The organism is Paenibacillus sp. FSL R5-0341 (assembly GCF_037975235.1).
Taxonomy (GTDB): Bacteria; Bacillota; Bacilli; order Paenibacillales; family Paenibacillaceae; genus Paenibacillus; species Paenibacillus amylolyticus_A.
Window position 1 is genome coordinate 547633 of sequence record NZ_CP150241.1, and the last position, 20157, is coordinate 567789.

The window sequence follows — 20157 nt, forward strand, 5'->3', positions numbered from 1 at the left end:
AAAGCGGTTGGGGAAGTGTTGTTCGTGGTCTGATGCGTAGCTTGAGAGGTTAAGCGAATGAACATTAGCGTTTACAAGATGTCACATCCGGTTTAAGATGGCGTGAGCCGTTTAAGGTATATAACAATAGGATTAAGTATTAAAATAACGGTAAGTTGACGAGATGATATCTACAGAAAAGAGGGAATTATTATGAAAGTAGCCATTTTTGGAGCAACCGGAGCGATTGGCAAGACGATACTGTGGGAGCTGATGGATCGTGGGCATGAGGTGACAGCGGTAGTGCGTGACCCGTCGAAAGTCGAGATGGTGCATGAACGCTTGCGTGTGGAACAGGGAGATATGCTCAACCCAGATCAGGTGGCTGATTTTGCAGCGGGTCAGGAAGCGGTTGTGAGTGCATATGGACCGAAGTTCGGTGAAGAAGAAGAGATGCTGGAAGTGACACGATCGTTGATCGAGGGTGTGCGCCGGGCAAAAGCAGGACGTCTGGTGGTAGTTGGTGGAGCGGGAAGCCTGATGACCGATTCCGGTGAGATGCTAATGGACACGCCGGGATTCCCGGACGAAGTCAAACCACTGGCAAAAGCACATGCAGAAGCATATGACCTGATTGAAGCATCAGGTATTCATTGGACCTACATGAGCCCTGCTGCGACAATCACAACAGGACGCCGGACTGGCCAGTTCCGGGTTGGCATGAACCGGGTGATTACGGATGATATCGGGGAAAGCTCGATTTCCGTTGGCGATTTTGCAGCGGCTTTGGTGGACGAACTGGACGATCCGCAATTTATACAGGCACGATTTACAGTAGGTTACTAAGCGTAGACAGGCTTTGGAATGGATAATTTAATCTGAAGGTCTCGTACACGGAATCGATAGAGTTTCCGATGATGTATCGATTGGATTGTGGTAACTGGATAAGGTAAGGGAATATAGTGATACACTTACAGAACACAGCGTTTAGGTGCGAATTTGCTACTTTTAGGTAAGAGATGAGCTTGTCACGGGGAGGGATGAACGTTGTTTATCGTAACCGCTGAACAGATGCGGGCTGTAGACGAGTATACTATTCATCAGCTCGGTATTCCGGCAGCAAGTCTGATGGAGAATGCAGGCCGCGCCATAGCCGAGGAAGTCATCAAACTGTGCCGGGAAGGGCAACCAGAAGGACGGCTTGCGGATTCAGGGCAGCTTGGCTATAGCAGCCAGACAGGTGCGAGGCAGGCACACACCGGGCCCGGTGATCGGCAAGGTTATGGTGGCGACATCATCGCCGATCCGGCGCTGGTGATGGAGCGGCCGGGAGATCAGCAATGGTACATGCTGATCGGCAAGGGCAATAATGGCGGCGATGGGCTGGTGGCCGCGCGCCATTTGGTTGAAGCAGGGCTTGGCGTGACATTGGTCTACGCCGATGCCCCTGAGGCACTGCGTGGCGAAGCTGCAGTGCAACGGGATGCCGCTGCTCAGCTCGGCATCCCTGCTCTTGTCCACGGGCGCGAAGCCGTGGACTTCAGCCGGTGCACAGGCATCGTGGATGCGCTGCTGGGCACCGGGTCGCGGGGAGCGCCGCGGGGGGATTACGCGGCGCTGATTGAGGCGGCGAACGACAGCGGCAAGCCGGTCGTGTCCGCCGATGTGCCGAGCGGGCTGGACGCCGACACCGGAGAGGTGTACGAGCCCTGCATTCAAGCCCGGGTGACGGTATGCCTCGCGCTGCTCAAGCGCGGGCTGGTGCAGTACCCGGGCGCTTCTGCCGCGGGGCGCATCGTGGTGCGCGCCATCGGCATTCCCGCGCTGCTTGCGCCAGAGTATGGCCCCTCGGTCCGTCTGCTGACGGACGAGGTGCTGCGCGTTGCGCTGCGCGTGGACACAGGCCGTCTACGGACACCGGACGGCCACAAAGGCACCTACGGCCACGTATTGCTGGCCGCAGGAAGCCTGCCGATGAGCGGCGCAGGCCTGCTCTCGGCCAAGGCCGCGCTGCGCGCAGGCTGCGGGCTCGCCACATGGGCGCTGCCCGCGGCACTGCTGCCGCATGTCATCGGCACCGTGCCCGAGCTCATGCTCGCTGCCGCCGCCGATGGCGACAGCGGCGAATGGAACGCGGCTTCCGCTGGCGTCGTGCTGCGCCTCGCGGAGAGCCGCGACGTGCTCGCGACCGGCCCCGGCCTCGGCCGCTTCAAGGGCGACACAGACTGGCTGCGCCGTCTGTGGCAACAAACGGATCGTCCGCTCGTCATCGACGCGGACGCCCTCAACATGCTGGCAGACGCTGGCCCACATGGGCCTCGCGACTGGGGCCAGCGAAGTGCGGCGACGATCCTGACGCCGCACCCTGGCGAGATGGGTCGACTGCTGGGCATGTCGACCCGGGAAGTGCAGCGTGACCGCATTGGACACGCTGCAAAATACGCCCGCGAGCAGGGCGTAACCCTTGTGCTCAAAGGAGCACGAACGGTCATCGCAACGCCATCCGGCGAGGCGTACATCAACACTACCGGGCACGCTGGCATGGCGACTGGCGGTGCCGGAGACGTATTGACCGGCATCATCGCCGGTCTGCTTGCCCAAGGTCTCAGCGCGGAGCGAGCCGCCGCGTTCGGCGTATATCTCCACGGACAGGCCGCCGAACGAGCAGCCCTGCTGTGCGGTGACCCATCGTCGCTGCTAGCCGGAGACATCATCGACGCACTGTGACGACGGGACAGATGTGGGACAACTCGCAGTTTTGGAATACTGCCTATGACGACTCGTTCCCAAATGCAAGTGATTCAACGAACCAGCACACCAAAAGTAGATGACTACTACTGAAAAGGGAGCCCTGTCATGATCATGACGGAGGCTCCCCTTTATTTGCTTGTATGTCCACGCTACCTGATCCTTGCTCACCTATAACCTGACTATAACCTGCCTGAAATTTGCATCTAGCCTACCCCTAAACTACATCCGACCTACGTCTACTCCGAATTCTCCCGGCATCCTGCCTACAACCTGAAACGCAACAACTCCTGATGCATCTCGGCACTGATATCACGCAGTGACTTCACCTTGATACTCGCTTCAGCGAAGGAACGTTGTTGTTCCGACGTGGAGGCGGTAATCTCTTCACTGCTGGCAGCCGACTGCTCGGTGATGGCACTGATATTTTCAATGGCCTGTTGCACCTGCGTACTGAATTCATTGGAATGCTGCATGTCCTCAGCAAGCTGACGGATGCCGGTACTAATGCGCTCCACACTTCCGCGAATGGCAGAGAAGGATTCCCGGGTCTGGCTGGTGGCTTGTTCCTGTTCCCCGAATAGCTGCATGCTTTGCGCTACCGAGTTCTTCACCTTGTCCATGGAGGTTGTAATCTCGCCCACAGCCGCGTAGATATGCTTGACCGATTGCGCAGATTGTTCTGCAAGCTTATTCACCTCGCCCGCAACAACAGCGAAGCCACGTCCGGCTTCTCCGGCACGAGCAGCCTCAATGGAGGCATTCAACGAGAGCATGGTCGTCTGCTTGGCAATCTCCGATACGTATGCAGTCATCGTGGTGATTCGAACCGCGCTGTCTTCCAATTCCCGCACCGTTTGTTCTACCTCGTACATTGCCAGACGATTCACTTCGGCCAGACGGAGTTGCTCTGCGACGGCTTTATTGCCTTCTTCAACGGTAGTTAATACTTCACGACCATCGATCACGGATTGGGAAGTGGCCTCCAGATTACTGTTGAAGGTAGACTGCATTTTGTCCACGACCATCACCGTTTCACTCAGATCCTCAGCAATCTTTTGACTGCCAATTGATAGTTCTTCCGTGGTACGGGATACTTGCTGCACAATCGCTTGGGCCGTATCGTTGCCACGATCTATGTCTTGTGCCATCAGATCGACACGATGACCCGCTGCACCAATGGATTGAATAATACCTCGGATATTATGGGTCATAATACCGAAGGAGCGACTCAGGTCATCGAGTTCATCTTTGCCCCGAGCTTCCGGTAATTGTCCGGTAAGGTCGCCATCCGCAATTTGTCCTGCTGCGTCTTTGAGCGTACGAATACGCTTGGCGATCTGACGTGAAGTATACATATTGAACAGCATCACCGCGACGAGCAGTACGATGGCTCCACCGAGAGCGATTTGCCACGTTTGCTGGATATCTCGCTCCAAATCAACGGTATATTGATCATATCGATCCCGAGTTATTTCATCCAACGAATAGATATCATTCTGTATGCCCCGAACCCGAGTGCTATACCGTTTCGCTTCCGCTCCGTCCATCTCTGTCATGGCCGCGGTAGCTCCCTGACTCAGAGCAGTGAGTTTTATCTGGATGGACTGAATAAGCTGCAACTGCTGATCCGTTTCAAGTAATCCGTCCGTAAGCTCCTGAATCATCGCTTGACCTTCATCCAGCAAGCGGAGCGCTGTGTCCTGATTTCCTGCTGTCATGGAGAACGAATAGACATCCAGCGCCTGCTGGGTCTGAATCTGATTGGCATTTAGTTCACTTACCTTGAGCATGGCAGGTACCAGATTTTGATTTTTGGCATTCATGCCGAGCAATTCCGTGATGATAAAGGCTACCAGCGCAAGGCATAGAAGTAGCGAGATTAGAGCATTAAGTATCAGTTTTCCCTGTAGTTTCATGTGCGTACCTCCTCGAATCCGATGGGTTATTGATCAAGCGTAATTTTGATTTGACCGGAAGAGATCTGTGTTTTCAGATCTTCGAAGGTTTTCTGCTGTTCATCACTGAGCGTGATATTATGTAGTGCGGTCAGGCCCACGGCGTTCTCCGCCAGCCCCTCCACGATTTCCTTTTGAGGGAAGGCATGATTGTTTTGAATAAACGAGTTAACGGCATTATAGATGGATACATCCACATTTTTCAGCATGGACGTAAGAATGGCTTTTTCCGCCAAAAAGAATTGATCGGTATCTACACCGATGGCGTATTTCCCTAATTTTTGAATCTCCGTCAGTGCGCCCACACCTGTGAGACCGGCAGCCACATAGATCACGTCAGCGCCCTTGTCCTGAATCATCTGTGCAGCGAGTTGTTCACCCAGATCGGCATTACCGAAGTCCCCTGCGTAGACGACATCAACGGTTGCATCCGGCTTGACAGCAAGAACACCTTGCTCAAAACCCTGCTCGAAATTACGAAGGACCGGGATCTCCATTCCACCAAGGAAACCAACATGATCCTCCGTTGAAGCCATAGCGGCAATAACGCCTGCCAGATAACTTCCTTCTTCCGCCCGGAATGAAATGGAGGCAATGTTAGGCAGTTCGGACCGACTATCAATCATGAGGAACTGTTGATCAGGATATTTGGCTGCAACCTTCTCCATATCCGCTTGGACCGTATCGCTGAGGCCGATAATCAGATCGAGTTTGGCTTCTGCAAACTCCTCAAAAGCAGCTTCGGCGGTTAAATTGCCGCCCGGTTCACGATAGTCAAAGACAATGCTTTTCTCGTCTCTGGCCTGAACCAGTCCATCAAAAGCAGCATCATTAAAAGAACGGTCTCCCAGACCCACTTCGGTAAGTACGATCCCGACTTTTGTTCTTGTGTCTGTTGCCGATGTTGTATTATTGGCTGAACAAGCCCCCAGGATCAGTACCGTCAGGATCATCATTAATGTGAGACCAAGACCTGCGCGTCTGTTCTTGTTTGTTTTCATGTGTGGTACCCTCATTTCTGTAGTCGCATTTTTCTGATTTGAATTGTTCTTCAGCTCTAGGGAAATACGCATATATGGATGACACGTGTGGTGAGGATTTCCCTTTATCTATATCGGACAGAAAGGTACGGTGTTTTATGGTATGTAGTGAAAATTTACAAAAATCTAAATATGTTTCATGAATTATACATTAGTTTTACATTTCTCTGGTTAAAAGGGTGCATGAATAACTACAGTATGTTGTTTACTGACGTTAAAAGCTCCAAAAAGACACAACAGAGATGACATGAATCATCTCTGTTGTGCCTTTGAATAACATCATATATGGTTCAAAGCTGGTTTGTCCCTATATTGAAATGACATGAGTTTTACCAAGCCGCAATCGAGCCATCCGCTCGGGTTTCCGTACCCCCACATAATACGCCATTGTTCGGGTTGCGCCAGATGATCTGACCGCGTCCAAACTGGGATGGATCGAGCGCTACTTGAATATCATGTCCCTTGCGGGCAAGTGCCTGTGCAATGTGCTGCGGGAAGCCAGGTTCCACGAGAATCGTTTTGCCCTTCGTCCACTGCCAGCGTGGAGAGTCCAGTGCGGCCTGGGGATTCAGGTGATAATCGATCGTATTCATGACCACCTGCACATGACCCTGCGGCTGCATGAAACCGCCCATGACACCGAATGGCCCAATCGCTTCGCTGCCGCGGGTGAGGAACCCCGGAATGATGGTGTGATAGGTTCGTTTACCCGGCTCCAAGGCGTTTGCATGATTCGGGTCCAGTGAGAAATTATGTCCGCGATTCTGCAAGGCAATGCCTGTCCCCGGAACGACGAGTCCAGATCCGAAGCCCATGTAGTTACTCTGGATAAAGGAAACCATGTTGCCTTCACCGTCAGCCGTAGCCAGATAGACCGTTCCACTTGCTCGTGGATCGCCTGCCTCAGGTGCACGTGCGGTATCACCAATGAGTTTGCGCCGTTCTTCAGCGTATGCCTCGGACAGCAGTTCCTCCACCGTCACGCCCATTTTACGTTCTTCGGTAATATATTTCTCCCCATCGGCAAATGCCAGCTTCATGGCTTCCAGTTGCTGATGATACGCGAGAACGGATTCTTTCTCGTCAAACTCGTAACCTTTCAACAGATTAAGCGCTGCGAGAGCAATCAGCCCTTGTCCATTCGGTGGGATTTCCCACACATCGTATCCGCGATAGGAGACAGAGATGGGATCAACCCACTCGGGCTGGGATGCTGCCAGATCTTCGCGAGTCAGATAACCACCGTGTTCTGCCATAAAGGAATGAATGCGTTCCGCCAGTTCCCCTTCGTAAAAGTCTCGCGCTTCGCTCTCGCCAATCTGGCGCAAAGTCGCCGCATGATCCGGCGAGCGCCACATCTCTCCAGCTGCGGGAACACGCCCGCCGGGAGCAAATGTCTCAAACCACGCACGCCCTGCCTCCGCATCACCCTGGCGTGCATAGATCTCGGCTGCCCTTGCCCAGTGGCGGGCCAGCCCAGGCGCAAGCGGGTAACCTTCCTCCGCATAGCGGATGGCTGGTTCCAGCGCTTCCGCCAGCGTGAGCCGCCCGAAACGGCGGCTCAGCTCAGCCCAACCCGCCGGTGCGCCAGGCACCGTCACCGGAACAACCCCAAGCTTCGGCATCTCCGTATGGCCTGCCGCTTGAAGCGCCTCAATGGATATGCCCTGAGGCGCAGGGCCGCTGGCATTCAGGCCATGCAGTTTGCCCTCGGTCCAGACGAGGGCAAAAGCATCGCCACCAATGCCATTGGACGTAGGCTCCAGCACGGTGAGTGCTGCTGCAGTTGCAATGGCGGCATCAATGGCGTTGCCGCCTTTTTTCAAAACATCCAGGCCAGCTTGTGCAGCCAGTGGCTGTGACGTGGCGACCATGCCTTGCTTGGCATATACAGGCACGCGGTAAGAGGGGTACGGTTGGTAGAGTGGATCGAAGTTCATCAGGTTGTTCAGCTCCTTGTCGCAAGATGTCAGGTTCCGGTATAACCGGATCATACTCCTAACCCTCTTCGCAACCGGACAACCGATATCCTGCCACACCTGCCAAATCCAACCTGACATCAGTTAACGATATCATCCACTTTACCCTAAGTTGTTACCATATCGCCGCCATTTACATGAATGCATTCACCTGTGACGTAAGATGAATCGCGGGAGGCGAGATAGACGTAAGCTGCCGCCAGTTCGTAAGGCTGGCCAGCCCGACCCATGGGCGTATCTGTTCCAAATACCTGTACATCCTCCGCAGAGAAACTAGCAGGGATGAGCGGTGTCCAGATGGGGCCAGGAGCAACGGAATTCACGCGGATTCCCTGTGCAGCAAGCGATTGGGAGAGTACACGAGTCAGCGACACGACAGCTCCTTTGGTGGAGGAGTAGTCGATCAACTGGATGTTACCTTTATATGCCGTAATGGAAGCTGTATTGATGATGGAGGCACCTCTGCACAGATGGGGGAGAGCGGCCTGGATCAGAAAGAAATAGGCGAATACATTCGTCTGAAAGGTGTGATAGAGCTGCTCTTCCGTAATATCAACAATGCTCGGCTGCACATACTGTACGCCATGGTTGTTAACCAGAATATCGATCTTCCCGTAGGTTTCCATCGTCGTGCGGATGACAGCCTCACAGTTTTTCTTTAAGCGGAGATCAATCTCGATTAACAGACAGCGCTGCCCCAGTTCTTCAATCCGCTCGCGAGTCCTTTCGGCATCTGTCCGTTCATATAGATAAGCAATGACGATATCCGCACCTTCCTTGGCAAAAGCGATGGCTGTCGCCCGGCCGATTCCACTGTCACCACCTGTGATAATCGCAACTTTGCCTTGGAGTTTGCAACTGCCGATATAAGCAGGATCTTCGCTAATTGGTTCAGGCACCATCAGGGTTTCCAGACCAGGTTGCTGTTCCTGATGCTGGGGTGGGAATGCCAGCTTTTGCTCTTTACACACCGTTTTCTCACCATAAAAAGGATAGACAGGGTTCATGTGCTAAACATCCTCCTCGAACGTTCATTGATACGGATAAACTATGCATTCGCCCAGAAGAAGGTGCGAGGGGAGGCAGCAGAGTTGTTGTTTTTTGCACAAAATATACCATAATAAGGATAGGTCCTTAAATTGATGGAGGTGTCAGGAGCCACATGAATATTCAGGGAATTAATCATTTGTGCTTTTCCGTATCCAATCTGGAGCGGTCCATTACCTTTTTTGAACGGGCTCTCGGTGCCCAGATTCAGGTGAAGGGACGCAAACTGGCGTATTTTGAGCTTGCCGGTCTGTGGATCGCCTTGAATCAGGAGGATGTTATTCGCAACTATACGGAACGAACCTATACCCATATTGCATTTACCGTTACAGAAGAGGAGTTTGACGGGTCTGTGCAGCAGCTGCGAGCAGCTGGGGCTGACATTCTTCCCGGAAGGCCCAGAGATCCGCGGGATGCGTTATCTGTTTATTTTACCGATCCGGATGGTCATCTGTTTGAACTGCATACAGGTACGATGAAGCAAAGGCTGGATTATTATCGCGAAGACAAAGCTCATATGACCTTTTATCCGTGAGTTTGAGATAAAAATGGGGAGATTCGGAATTATAACTCACATATCTATTGTCTAAACATTGTCATTACCTATAATATGGACAAATGGTACCTTAATTTACCAATGTTGAATTCATTGGTTCAATTCCAAGGAGGTTTGTCATGATTCAGTTCCCTAAACCGGATGTCGAGCAATATTTTCAGACGTACCGAATTTCGCATTTTGCCGTATCGGCCGACGAGAAACGTTTGTTCATGGACAGCAATCTGAACGGTCAGCCAAATATTTGGGCGATGGATTTGCCCGGAGGGTACCCGTATCCTTTAACGTACTTGAATCAGAGCAGTCAATTTATTAAAGCAGACCCGCAAGGACGTCATCTTCTTACCGCCTTTGATCGGGATGGTGACGAGAACTATCATCTCTATGCACTTAAGCCAGAGGGTGGTGTTCCACTGCCTGTTGTACCGGCAGAGCCGAATGATCGCTGTTATTTCTCTGAGTTGTCCGAGGATGGACAACGTCTCTATTATGTCACCAGCGCGGGTAATCCGAACTATCTGAATTCACGCCGCATCGATCTGGAGACAGGTGAGGATGAACTGTTATACAGTGGAGAAGAGGTTACGAGCAGCCTGGTTGCTGTAAGTCCTGACGAGAAGAGTTATGTCATTTTAAAAATGTATTCAAATACGTATCAGACAGCTCATCTGTATCGTAACAATGAAGAAATGGTGATTCTGCCAGCCTCAGAGCGGCAGAGTCAGGTATCCGATCTGATTTTCGCAGATGACAATCGCCTTCTGCTGATCACTAATGATGACTCATCATACTCATATGTGGCTGAGTACCGCATCGATTCCGGCGAGTTCCGTCCATTGTGTAAAATTGAAGGGGAAGATGTGGAGAACATCCGCTGGCATCAGGCTTCCGGGACCTTATATTTCTGGACACTTACAGGGCCGGAGAATCGTATGTACGTATTGGGTAAAAATGTCGATGAGCCTCGGCGCATAGAGATGCCGCTGGATACAATTGAGCAGGTGACTGTTACGAAGGCAGGTAATGTATATATTCTGGGGCGTGGAGCAATCCTGCCGCATAACATTTATCGCAAAGTGGCAGGTGCTGAATCCTGGGAGCCGCTGACTGCCAATCGGGTAACCGGGCTAGACCCAAGTGATCTCGTGTACCCAGACGTCATTCGGTATAACTCCTACGACGGACTGGAGATTGAAGCGCTTTTGTTCAAAGCAAAGCCTGAGCAGGCCAATGGTTACACGGTATTTTGGCCGCATGGTGGGCCGCAAGCATCGGAAGCGAAGTTTTTCCGGCCAATGTTCCAGATGATGCTCGCTCAGGGCTATCATATCTTTGCACCGAACTTCCGTGGCAGTACCGGATATGGTGCGGAATTCGTCAAATTGGTTGAGCGGGATTGGGGCGAAGGCCCAAGGCTGGACTGTGTTGCCGGAATTAACTGGCTGTTTGATCAGGGAATTACCTCGCCGGAGCGGTTGTTTGTGGTAGGTGGAAGTTACGGTGGATACATGACCCTGCTACTAGCAGGGCGCCATCCGGAGCTGTTCCGGGCCGCGGTCGATATTTTTGGGCCGAGCAACCTGTTCACATTCCTGGAATCCGTGCCGGAAGACTGGAAGCCGATGATGGATAACTGGCTGGGTGATCCGATCCGTGACCGCGAACGCCTAACGAAGGATTCACCGATTACGTATCTGGATCAGATGGTAAACCCGATGCTGGTCATTCAGGGAGCCAATGATCCAAGAGTCGTGAAGGCTGAATCCGATCAGATCGTGGCTGCGCTTCAGTCAAAGGGGCTGGATGTGGAATACATCGTTCTGGACGATGAGGGTCATGGCTTCTCCAGAAAGACAAACGAGATTCTCGTGTATCGCCGGATGTTGGAGTTTTTGCAGAAACATCAGGAGTCACCCGTCGCACAGGCTTAAGTTGAGCGGGGTTTCATCGTTGATCGAAATATATCGTGGTAGGACGAAAACCGCCAGAGATCATCATTGATCTTTGGCGGTTTTATGCATTCGCCCGGATGTTGGGCGACATATATGGAAGTATACATACGTAAGTTTGGAAGGCCGATATCCTTTGAGCACCCTGTCTAAATCTAATCATCCAGTAATGCAAGAATTGAATCAATGGATTGCTCTGCCCACTGTGCAAAAGGCAGGTCGGCTGCCCACGTCACTTGTCCTGTCGCTTTGGCTTCACCCCACCACAGGATACGTTGATAGAGCAGATGCACGCTGAGACGTGCACGGAAGTGCTGACATTTCTCCACATCTGCTGCACAGACCAGATCCCGGTAGCAGCGAAGGAACTGTGCGGCCAGTTCTGGCTTACCCTCACGGACATACCTGGTGGACATTTTGGTCAAGTCGGCTGTGCCGTCTCCGAAATAGGCAGTTGTAAAATCGAACAGACCACTAATTTGCCAGTCTGAAGAAGGATCATCCTTTTTTTGAACTAGCACATTCTCGACCTTGAAGTCTCCCATGACAAACCCGGGAACAGCTTTGGACCGAAATGCCGGTTCCGCATTCTTGAATTGCTCGTCCACCCACTGCACATCTTCATCCGTAATCACCGAGTACTGTTCAGCATCATGTAACCAGTGGCGGATAGTTCCGTACAACCAGTCCAGATAATCGCCTGCAAAGGAAACAATCTGCTTCGCTACAGGGTCATATTCCCCAGCATCAGGCACCTTCCAGCGGTGCAGTTCAGCCAAAGTATGGGCAAACATACAGGCGATCTCTTCCTGATCTTGCTGTGACAGTGAGATCTGGAATGCTGGATCATACAGGTGATTCCCGGGCAGGCGCGGCATGATGGCATAACTCCAACCTAGAAGATTGATATCTTCATGTAATAAATAGGGGGCAGGGACGGGAATGGACGTATGCTTCGCCAGTTGTTCTACGAAGAACTTTTCTTCCTGTAACTGTCCTGAGTATAACGGATTACCTTTCAGAATATATTCTCCACGGGAAGAGCGGATGAGCAGTGTCTGACCCATAACGCCTTTATCCGTTCGTTGATAATCTTCAAGGGTTCCCAGATCGTATTCATTCAGCGCATCTTGCAATGAAGCTGCGGCCACTTCGCCGAGCTGATTGGAACCAAAATATATACGGGTTGTCATATGGCCGGACCCTCCTGGATTTTAGTCCTCATCCTGTTCGTCAGACAGGTCATACGTATCCTCATCGAGCAAGCCACGGATGAAAGCTTCAAAATTCGGCGCAAGATATGTAATCTCATAATCATTTTCCTGATCCACATGAACCACACAAGGCTCGCCTTCAGGACCACAGAATCGATAATCCAGCATAACGACATCATGACCAGCGGACGGACAATCACAGATTACAATCCCCAGATCGGGGTATCCCCAATCTTCGATCATGAACCGACTTCCCAACTCACCGCCCAGCGCGTATATCTTATCGTGTCCGATTCCCATAATGCTTGAAATGGCGATGTGATCATCAGCCCAGGAAGTCGCTTCTTTGGTAGGAAATACAGTGCGCGCGGGGATGCCGCCGTTCTGGGTATTCATTAAATGAATATAGGAAGCGGGCAGCTTGTACCCCAGTTCCTTCTCAATAGACACGATCTCTTCTTCATCAAAAGGTTCCGATACATGATTTTCCTGCGCATAATCGCTGTGTACCCAGAACGTTGCGGGAGCGTAAGTCCCTGATGCCGCTCTTAGATGGTTCTGTGTGCCGCTCTGCTCCAATGCTGCGATATTCTCTTCATGGCGTTGACGATCCAGCCGCATCTTCTCCGCTTGGGGACGAATCTGGCGAAGGAATTCAAGGGTAGATTCATCATGAGGCAGAAGTTCGTCAGCTCTCTCAAAAGCCAGTAGTGCCTGTTCATAACTTGCGATGTAACAGTATGCATAACCCAAGCGATATTGCCAGAGCGGGTCGTTTACCCCTTGCTCCTCGACAGACAACAAATGTTGAATAGCTTCGCGGTATCGTGCGTCATTATTATAGGCTCTGGCGAGTTGACCAATCAGATCATAATCCCGCTCTGAGACGGGGATACGTTCAATACGTTCGATAATGAGTCTGAATTGGTCCTGCTCATGCCACAAGTTGATTTGTTCCAGCAGTTCTCTATCCATTAATAGGCCTCATTTCAGTCGGAGGGATGTGAATCTCTTCCAAACTATCTTACTAGGTTAAGGGACAAAAAAACACTCCCGCATGCAGATAGCCATGAAGGCATTCTATCCAAGGGAGTGCTTTAATGTGTGCTTATTTATATTGGTAATACTCGATCAGTAGAGTTTACAAATCGTCAAATCCGTTATCGTCGCCAACTTTACCGTAGTTACGGGATTTGGCTTCGAAGAAGTCGGTTTTGGTTGCATTCAGTGCTTCATCGGAAAATGGTTTGATCCAAGGCATGCAGTTTACATCCACACCTTCATACGCTTTCTCCATACCCATCAGACGCAGACGTTTGTTGGCGATGTACTTGATGTAGTCTTCCAACTCGTTCAGGTCAATACCGCGTACGTTGCTGAGTGTGTAATGTGCCCAGTTGGTTTCAAGCTCAACAGCACGATGGATGGTTTTGTATACATAGTCCATGTTCTCAGGTGTGTTCAGTTCAGGGAAGTCTACCAGCAACTGTTTGTACACTTCAGCGAAGAAGTAGCAGTGTTGGTTTTCATCCCGCTGGATATACGAGATCATTTGGCTGGTTGCCATCATTTTCTGGTCACGGGCCAGATTGTAGAAGAAGGCAAACGTACTATAGAAGAAGATTCCTTCGAGTACCAGATCGGCTACCATCGCTTGGAAGAATGTCTGTGGAGACGGCTCGTCCCGGAAGTTTTGATAGATATCAGCGATGAAACGGTTGCGGTCAAGCAGAACTGGATCATGTTTCCAGTATTCAAAAATTTCTTTTTGCTCCCGATCGGATACGATCGAAGACAGGACGTAGGAATACGATTGGTTATGAACGACTTCCTGTTGTCCGATAATGGCCGAGATCGCTTCGAGTGAAGAATCAGTAAAGTAACGTTTTACGTCACCAACAAACATCGTCTGCATGGAATCAAGTACCGCGAGCAGGGAGATATTGATTTTGAACGTACGTTGTTCTTCCTCGTCCAGTTGAGCAAACTGGGAAGCATCTTTGGACATTGGAATCTCGTCTGCGATCCAGTGGTTGAGCAGCAGTACTTTGTATAATTTGTACATATGAGGCATGCGAATGTCGTTCCAGTTCAGGATACCGGAGCATTCACCTTCAATAATACGGGTCGATTGGTTAGGGGCTTCGGTGTTGAAAATTTTCTGTACTTGCATTGTTCCGTTCACTCCTTGAATTTCATAATGTTCTGCCGACAGAACTTTGGAAAAGCATCTATATCAACATCTTGCGATGCTGTGATCGTATTTTAGGCAAAAAAGAACCAGGGCAACGCCATTTTGCAATCAAAACAGGATGCCCTGGTGGTCACCTTGAATCTAGTAAATCTTCTCTATCGTGGATAAAACGTAACTTGCGATAAAATCAAGCTTCTTCAATCGTTAATGCCCGGCTACGAACATAATAAGTTGATTTCATGCCGGCTCTCCAGGCGTGCAGATGCAATTCCAGGAATTCGGTTGCTTTGATATCCGGTCGAACGTAGAAGTTGAAGCTTTGTCCCTGATCGACGTGACGCTGACGGGCAGCTGCCATATTAATGGAAGCATGTTGATCCACCATGAACGCCGTTTGGTAATAAGGGCTTGTTTTTTCGGACAGATCCGGAGCCGGATTGGCAATTTTGTACGTTGTTTTCTCTTCATAAGATAACAGCTCATAGAGCGGATCAATACTAGCCGTTGAACCGGCAATGATGGACGTGGAACCGTTAGGTGCAATGGCGAACAACCAAGCATTACGTACACCGTTTTGTTGTACTTCAGCTTGCAGTTCTTTCCACTGTTCGGTTGTCACGAACTCGCCTACACGCTCACCTGACGTGTACTCGCGTTGGTCAAAGTAGTGACCACTTTCCCAATCGGAACCTTTGAATTTCGGATAATGTCCTTTTTCTTTGGACAGCTCCATACTGGATTTCACGAGCAGGTAGTTAATTTTTTCATACAGATTGTCGTTATATGTTACCGCTTCTTCAGACTCCCAATGAATGCCTTCGAGAGCAAGCAGGTGGTGAAGTCCAAACGTTCCCAGACCGACTGCGCGATATTGGCTGTTGGTATATTGGGCTTGCAACACTTCAATGTTGTTAATGTCGATAACGTTGTCCAGCATGCGCACCTGAATCGGAACGAGACGTTCCAATACATTATGAGGTATAGCACGTGCCAGATGGATGGAGTTCAGGTTGCAGACAACAAAGTCGCCAGGCACTTTGGAAATCACGATGCGAGTTTGTCCATCTTTGGTTACGAGTTCTTCCTTTTCAATCACAGTGGCAGACTGGTTCTGCATGATTTCGGTACACAGGTTGGAGGAGTATACCATACCGTGCGCACGGTTAGGATTCGCGCGGTTAACCGTATCCCGGTAGAACATGTATGGCGTACCTGTCTCCAGTTGGGATTTCAGTACACGCTTCATGATATCGATCGCCTGTACTGTAATCCGGGACAGCAGTGGGTGATTCACCGCTTCTTCGTATTTATCACGGAACGCACCTTCGCCAAAGGACTCATCATAGAAATCTTCCAATCCGAGTGCACGACCATTTTCGTCTTTCCAGCCCATCACTTTCTTCGTTTCGTGCGGACAGAACAGGCTCCATTCGCCGCGAGTGGATACCCGCTCCATGAACAAGTCAGGCAGACAGATGCCGTGGAATACGTCATGCGCACGCATCCGCTCGTCGCCGTTGTTCAGCTTCAGATCGAGGAAAGCCAGGATGTCTTTGTGGAAAACGTCCAGGTAGACGGCAATGGCACCTTTACGTGTACCGAGCTGGTCTACGCTGACCGCTGTATTGTTCAGTTGGCGAATCCAAGGGATTACACCGGAACTTGTATTTTGGTGACCACGGATATCCGAACCACGAGCTCTGACTTTGCCGAGGTAAACGCCGATGCCGCCACCCATTTTGCTCAGACGTGCTACATCCGTGTTGGAATCGAAGATACCTTCGAGTGAGTCGTCCACCGTATCAATGAAGCAGCTGGAGAGTTGTCCGGCTACTTTTTTTCCTGCATTGGACATCGTAGGAGTAGCTGCGGTCATGTACATGTTGCTCATTGCCCAGTAAGCTTCCTTGACGAGATCCATACGTTTCTCGGCAGGTTCCTGATGCATTAGGAACATGGCGATTACCATATAACGTTCTTGCGGCAATTCCATTACTTTTCCATCAAAATCGTGAGCGAGGTAACGTTCTGCCAGTGTGAGCAAGCCGATGTAATCGAAGAGCAGATCGTTGCGATAGTCAATGCACTCAGCAAGTTCGTCGATCTGTTCTTTGGTGTAACATTCCAGCAATTCTTCGCGGTAGATACCTTTCTTCACGAGATCTACAAGGAGAGGATGGAATGCCCCGTAAGGCTCGTCCGCGTAAGATTTGTATCTGCGGTTGGTAGCCGCTTTTTTGTATAGGGAAGTGAGCAGGGAGCGTGCCGCTGCAAATTTCCAATTAGGCTCCTCTTTAGTTACGAGTTCCAGTGCGCTCATGATAAAAGCGTTGCTGATTTCGTCTCCGGTAACTTCATCACGGCGGAGCTTGCTGTTTACCCCACGTACCAGACGTTCCTTGTCCAGCATTTCCAGTCCTTCCAGAGTACGGTCTGCATATACCGAGATGCGCATATCATCAAAGGCAAGCTGGCGGTTGTTCGGCTTGGTCACAACTTGTGGCATGAATATTCCTCGCTTTCGCATGTTTAAGAGATAAATTGGAGAAATTCTTTATATAAAGAATTGAGTGTCTTCTTACGGTGAGAAAAAGGTAAAGGTTGCGTTTGGCGGACTGAAACGGCGGTGACAGGTCATGTCTTAAATCGCTCAACTTGAGGAGCACAAAACAGCACAATGCAGAACATGCTCATATAAAAAGCATTCTCCCCGCCTCGCGGCTGAAAATGCCCATGGATGCTCTGGCTTCCTTACTGTCTTAGAGGTTCAGTATATCGACAGAAAAGGGTGCTTATGTAAGCTTTTGTCTATTGCAGATGTACCTGTAGTTTGAGGATACCGGATGCAGTCCAAACAGCCCCGTTAACCTCCGAGTCAACTCTGTTTCGAGAAAGCGATTTACACCTACAGGGACGTGCCTTTGGAGGTGATTTCATCCTGTTTTTCGCGAGAATGCAGAAGGTGACTAATAGAAGCGGAGAAATCTAGTGTTACTACATTTTGTAGCTGTCAACATACTGTAACCCAACATATTGTGTTTGTAAAGTGGGCCGATACAGTAAAACGTAATTCCGAGTATACCATTTAAGCCAGGAATCCGCAAAGGAAAAGGACTGGAAGATTTGAAGATTTATCAAAAAAAAATTTTGACCAATTTGAATGACGTCTTCACGTCAGTTTGAATTGTAACGTATTCAACTGGTAGAATAAAAACAGTCAAAAATCGACTAAAAATAAGTGGCAGCGGTTGTTCACGGGGCCCAGAGGAGGCGGAGCAAAATGGCAATAGCAGAAGTGACTGTAATTCCAATTGGAACAGGTACGACGAGTCTGAGCAGTTATGTGGCAGACATGCAGAAGGTATTGGAACATCAACGGGGCATTACATATCAGTTAACTTCCATGAGCACCATTATTGAGGGGCCGCTTAACGAGGTCTTTACAGCAATTGCGGCTTTGCATGAAGCACCGTTTTTGTCAGGAGCTCAGCGTGTATCCACATCTGTCAAGATCGACGACCGTCGGGATAAACCGGATGCCTCAAGCATACAGAAGCTACAATCGGTTCAGGACAAACTGACATCACTTCAGACAAGACCTAATTAACCAAGTACAACGCGTGAAAAAAATAGTCTCAAATCACTACTGCAAGTCCCGGTCCGGGGCTTGCAGTTTTTGCTCTTTATTGTGGTTTTCAAAGTTAGAAGATTCTTGCAAGGATTCTTTCAGAAATTCGCAGATTCTGCCGTGTCTTTCAACGAGAGATCACATGTTTTATAGTATACTGTCAAGCTTTGTCGACGGTGGTATAAGAGGAAAGGAGCGATGAAAATGCCCTATAGTACAGGTCTCCTCTTTAACTCTCCAAACGGGGTTGATCGTGCCACACAATTAATTGTGACCTGTTTGAATGATTCGGTTAACATCCCGTCCAACATTGAGCTTCAGGTCTTTCGCTGGGACACTTCACAGAACGCGAGAATTCCAATACGTCATGATCTGTTCCAGCTACCAGCTCAAGTGTCCAAAACTTTATTGTACACCCTGAACACTGCTGATTATTTTGAGGTGCAGAGTGACTTTTTCAGCGCAACCAGCACGATTATTCAGGCTTATAGTTTGGACTCCGTAGGCAATATCACGCAGCGTGTGCTGCAATCGGAGATGATGTGGATAGACCGCTTTACCAATATTCCATAATTTCAATAGGCGGAGGTGAATGCAGATGCCGGTTGTAAATATTACAGGAGCACTGGGTGGCAGTCAGTTCGAACCGTCCATTGCGGTTAATATATTACTTCCCAATATTATGTGCGTTGTTGCGGTCGATACAAGTGCGGGACCGACACGGACCGGATTCTATCGTTCCATTGACGGGGGGCAGACCTGGACGACAGCAATCTTGCCACAGCCTGCCGGATACGAAGGTGCGGAAGCGCCTACGATTGATTATACCTTTCCGAGTACATTCATTGTGACGGTGCATGTGTTCAATGGGGAGAATGACGGAACGATTATCAGCTATACATCACTTGACGATGGGGTGACCTGGACTCCGCCTGTATTTATAAACAGAGGTTACGGACTCGTTGTCCACAATGATGAACCGTTTATTGCCTGTGACCGCACACCAGGCAGTCCGTATCGAGGGAATGTTTATGTTGGCTATACCCCGCTGGCAACGGCAGCGTCTTCAATCTTTTTACAACGATCTGAGGATGTGGCGTCAACCTGGCAGATTCCGAGTCGAATTTCCATCCAAGAGGTTTCCATGATCGGGCGACCATCGGGATTGGATTCACAGGGGAAGTCTACGCCGGTTATATCCTCACGGGTCCTGGGAGTGCGTATGCGTTACTTCGGACTTCCTATGACGGGGGCACTACATTCCAGCCACCTATTAGCAATCAGTCCACTCTAATTGCCTCCGTTGTACCTTCACCGCAGGTTTTGCCTGTACCCAATTATGCATTTCGTGTCCAAAAAAACCTGAATCTGGCTGCGGACATATCCAACAGTATCTACAGTGATACTGTTTACGCGGTATGGAATGATGCCCGGAATGGGTATACGGATGTATTCATGTGTACCTCACCCGATGGATTGCTCTGGAGTGAGCCAGTGAGTATTACAGGAGCACCGGTGGGGACACAGAATTTCTTTCCTTCCATTACCGTATCTCCGTTCACCGGTGTAATACGGGTTATCTACTACACCAACCAGCTCGATGGTTTTTTGCTGGATGTCTATGTGGCGGAATCGTTTGACGGGGGGGGGGCGACTTTTACGAATCGGAGGCTTACTACAACATCGTTCAATCCGAATGGGAACTCGCCTACACCTACGGTACTCATTGGCGACTATATCACTGCTTACACCCAGGCACCTGACAATCTGGCTGCGGTATGGATGGCGACAACCCCGCCCACAGGGAAGCTGGATGTATATTTCGGGTCATAAAACAGAGATGTGTCTATAAATTAAAGGACAAA

The 20157-nt window shown here is 50.2% G+C and carries 16 protein-coding genes; 8 read left to right on the forward strand and 8 right to left on the reverse strand.

What is annotated here, in order from left to right; genetic code table 11:
• The first annotated feature begins 192 nt into the window (after positions 1-192).
• Together MKX75_RS02625 and MKX75_RS02630 are read left to right on the forward strand one after the other, a co-directional pair.
• A complete protein-coding gene (locus MKX75_RS02625; RefSeq protein WP_076332684.1) occupies positions 193-825 on the forward strand; it encodes an NAD(P)H-binding protein in 633 nt (210 codons plus the stop codon).
• 201 nt (positions 826-1026) lie between these two features.
• Positions 1027-2706, forward strand: coding sequence for an NAD(P)H-hydrate dehydratase (locus MKX75_RS02630; protein WP_339168305.1), 1680 nt, complete (start codon positions 1027-1029; stop codon positions 2704-2706).
• A 287-nt stretch (positions 2707-2993) separates the two neighbouring features.
• Here MKX75_RS02630 and MKX75_RS02635 read toward each other — a convergent pair whose 3' ends face one another.
• The 4 genes from MKX75_RS02635 to MKX75_RS02650 form a co-directional block, all read right to left on the reverse strand.
• A complete protein-coding gene (locus MKX75_RS02635) occupies positions 2994-4646 on the reverse strand; it encodes a methyl-accepting chemotaxis protein (protein WP_339168306.1) in 1653 nt (550 codons plus the stop codon).
• Between the two features lie 26 nt (positions 4647-4672).
• Positions 4673-5686 carry a BMP family ABC transporter substrate-binding protein gene (locus tag MKX75_RS02640; protein ID WP_339168308.1) on the reverse strand — a complete coding sequence of 338 codons (1014 nt, stop codon included), beginning with the start codon at positions 5684-5686 and terminating at the stop codon, positions 4673-4675.
• Between the two features lie 368 nt (positions 5687-6054).
• Complete coding sequence (locus MKX75_RS02645) at positions 6055-7665, reverse strand: gamma-glutamyltransferase family protein (RefSeq protein WP_339170308.1); 1611 nt, start codon at positions 7663-7665, stop codon at positions 6055-6057.
• A 146-nt stretch (positions 7666-7811) separates the two neighbouring features.
• Positions 7812-8711 carry an SDR family oxidoreductase gene (locus MKX75_RS02650; protein ID WP_339168309.1) on the reverse strand — a complete coding sequence of 300 codons (900 nt, stop codon included), beginning with the start codon at positions 8709-8711 and terminating at the stop codon, positions 7812-7814.
• A 155-nt stretch (positions 8712-8866) separates the two neighbouring features.
• On the opposite strand from MKX75_RS02650, the gene fosB reads away from it, so the two are divergent.
• On the forward strand, positions 8867-9286 hold the full coding sequence (gene fosB / locus MKX75_RS02655) for a metallothiol transferase FosB (RefSeq protein ID WP_076332688.1): 420 nt from the start codon (positions 8867-8869) through the stop codon (positions 9284-9286).
• 140 nt (positions 9287-9426) lie between these two features.
• Positions 9427-11238, forward strand: coding sequence for a S9 family peptidase (locus tag MKX75_RS02660; protein WP_339168311.1), 1812 nt, complete (start codon positions 9427-9429; stop codon positions 11236-11238).
• A 173-nt stretch (positions 11239-11411) separates the two neighbouring features.
• On the opposite strand, the gene MKX75_RS02665 is transcribed toward MKX75_RS02660, so the two are convergent.
• From MKX75_RS02665 to MKX75_RS02680, 4 genes are all read right to left on the reverse strand, one after another.
• Entirely contained in the window at positions 11412-12449 is a 1038-nt protein-coding gene (locus tag MKX75_RS02665; protein WP_339168312.1) for an aminoglycoside phosphotransferase family protein, read from the reverse strand.
• Between the two features lie 21 nt (positions 12450-12470).
• Positions 12471-13445, reverse strand: a complete 975-nt coding sequence (locus MKX75_RS02670) for an SMI1/KNR4 family protein (protein WP_339168313.1) — start codon at positions 13443-13445, stop codon at positions 12471-12473.
• 166 nt (positions 13446-13611) lie between these two features.
• A complete protein-coding gene (locus MKX75_RS02675; RefSeq protein ID WP_062837278.1) occupies positions 13612-14643 on the reverse strand; it encodes a ribonucleotide-diphosphate reductase subunit beta in 1032 nt (343 codons plus the stop codon).
• A gap of 208 nt (positions 14644-14851) precedes the next feature.
• The gene (locus MKX75_RS02680; protein WP_339168315.1) at positions 14852-17170 is read right to left on the reverse strand and encodes a ribonucleoside-diphosphate reductase subunit alpha; all 2319 of its coding nucleotides are present in this window, start codon (positions 17168-17170) and stop codon (positions 14852-14854) included.
• A gap of 774 nt (positions 17171-17944) precedes the next feature.
• On the opposite strand from MKX75_RS02680, the gene MKX75_RS02685 reads away from it, so the two are divergent.
• The 4 genes from MKX75_RS02685 to MKX75_RS02700 all read left to right on the forward strand — a co-directional run bounded on the left by MKX75_RS02685 (position 17945) and on the right by MKX75_RS02700 (position 20125).
• Complete coding sequence (locus MKX75_RS02685) at positions 17945-18271, forward strand: MTH1187 family thiamine-binding protein (RefSeq protein ID WP_076332692.1); 327 nt, start codon at positions 17945-17947, stop codon at positions 18269-18271.
• Positions 18272-18490: 219 nt separating this feature from the next.
• Complete coding sequence (locus tag MKX75_RS02690; protein WP_339168317.1) at positions 18491-18865, forward strand: hypothetical protein; 375 nt, start codon at positions 18491-18493, stop codon at positions 18863-18865.
• 25 nt (positions 18866-18890) lie between these two features.
• On the forward strand, positions 18891-19586 hold the full coding sequence (locus MKX75_RS02695) for a sialidase family protein (RefSeq protein ID WP_339168318.1): 696 nt from the start codon (positions 18891-18893) through the stop codon (positions 19584-19586).
• Positions 19587-19615: 29 nt separating this feature from the next.
• On the forward strand, positions 19616-20125 hold the full coding sequence (locus MKX75_RS02700) for a hypothetical protein (RefSeq protein WP_339168320.1): 510 nt from the start codon (positions 19616-19618) through the stop codon (positions 20123-20125).
• Positions 20126-20157: the final 32 nt, after the last annotated feature.

Bases quoted from the DNA above. Each gene is read 5' to 3' on its own strand.
- MKX75_RS02625 (WP_076332684.1), top strand. From the start codon at position 193: ATGAAAGTAGCCATTTTTGGAGCAACCGGAGCGATTGGCAAGACGATA.
- MKX75_RS02635 (WP_339168306.1), bottom strand. From the start codon at position 4,646: ATGAAACTACAGGGAAAACTGATACTTAATGCTCTAATCTCGCTACTT.
- MKX75_RS02640 (WP_339168308.1), bottom strand. From the start codon at position 5,686: ATGAAAACAAACAAGAACAGACGCGCAGGTCTTGGTCTCACATTAATG.
- MKX75_RS02645 (WP_339170308.1), bottom strand. From the start codon at position 7,665: ATGAACTTCGATCCACTCTACCAACCGTACCCCTCTTACCGCGTGCCT.
- MKX75_RS02650 (WP_339168309.1), bottom strand. From the start codon at position 8,711: ATGAACCCTGTCTATCCTTTTTATGGTGAGAAAACGGTGTGTAAAGAG.
- fosB (WP_076332688.1), top strand. From the start codon at position 8,867: ATGAATATTCAGGGAATTAATCATTTGTGCTTTTCCGTATCCAATCTG.
- MKX75_RS02660 (WP_339168311.1), top strand. From the start codon at position 9,427: ATGATTCAGTTCCCTAAACCGGATGTCGAGCAATATTTTCAGACGTAC.
- MKX75_RS02665 (WP_339168312.1), bottom strand. From the start codon at position 12,449: ATGACAACCCGTATATATTTTGGTTCCAATCAGCTCGGCGAAGTGGCC.
- MKX75_RS02670 (WP_339168313.1), bottom strand. From the start codon at position 13,445: ATGGATAGAGAACTGCTGGAACAAATCAACTTGTGGCATGAGCAGGAC.
- MKX75_RS02675 (WP_062837278.1), bottom strand. From the start codon at position 14,643: ATGCAAGTACAGAAAATTTTCAACACCGAAGCCCCTAACCAATCGACC.
- MKX75_RS02680 (WP_339168315.1), bottom strand. From the start codon at position 17,170: ATGCCACAAGTTGTGACCAAGCCGAACAACCGCCAGCTTGCCTTTGAT.
- MKX75_RS02685 (WP_076332692.1), top strand. From the start codon at position 17,945: ATGGCAATAGCAGAAGTGACTGTAATTCCAATTGGAACAGGTACGACG.
- MKX75_RS02690 (WP_339168317.1), top strand. From the start codon at position 18,491: ATGAAAATGCCCTATAGTACAGGTCTCCTCTTTAACTCTCCAAACGGG.
- MKX75_RS02695 (WP_339168318.1), top strand. From the start codon at position 18,891: ATGCCGGTTGTAAATATTACAGGAGCACTGGGTGGCAGTCAGTTCGAA.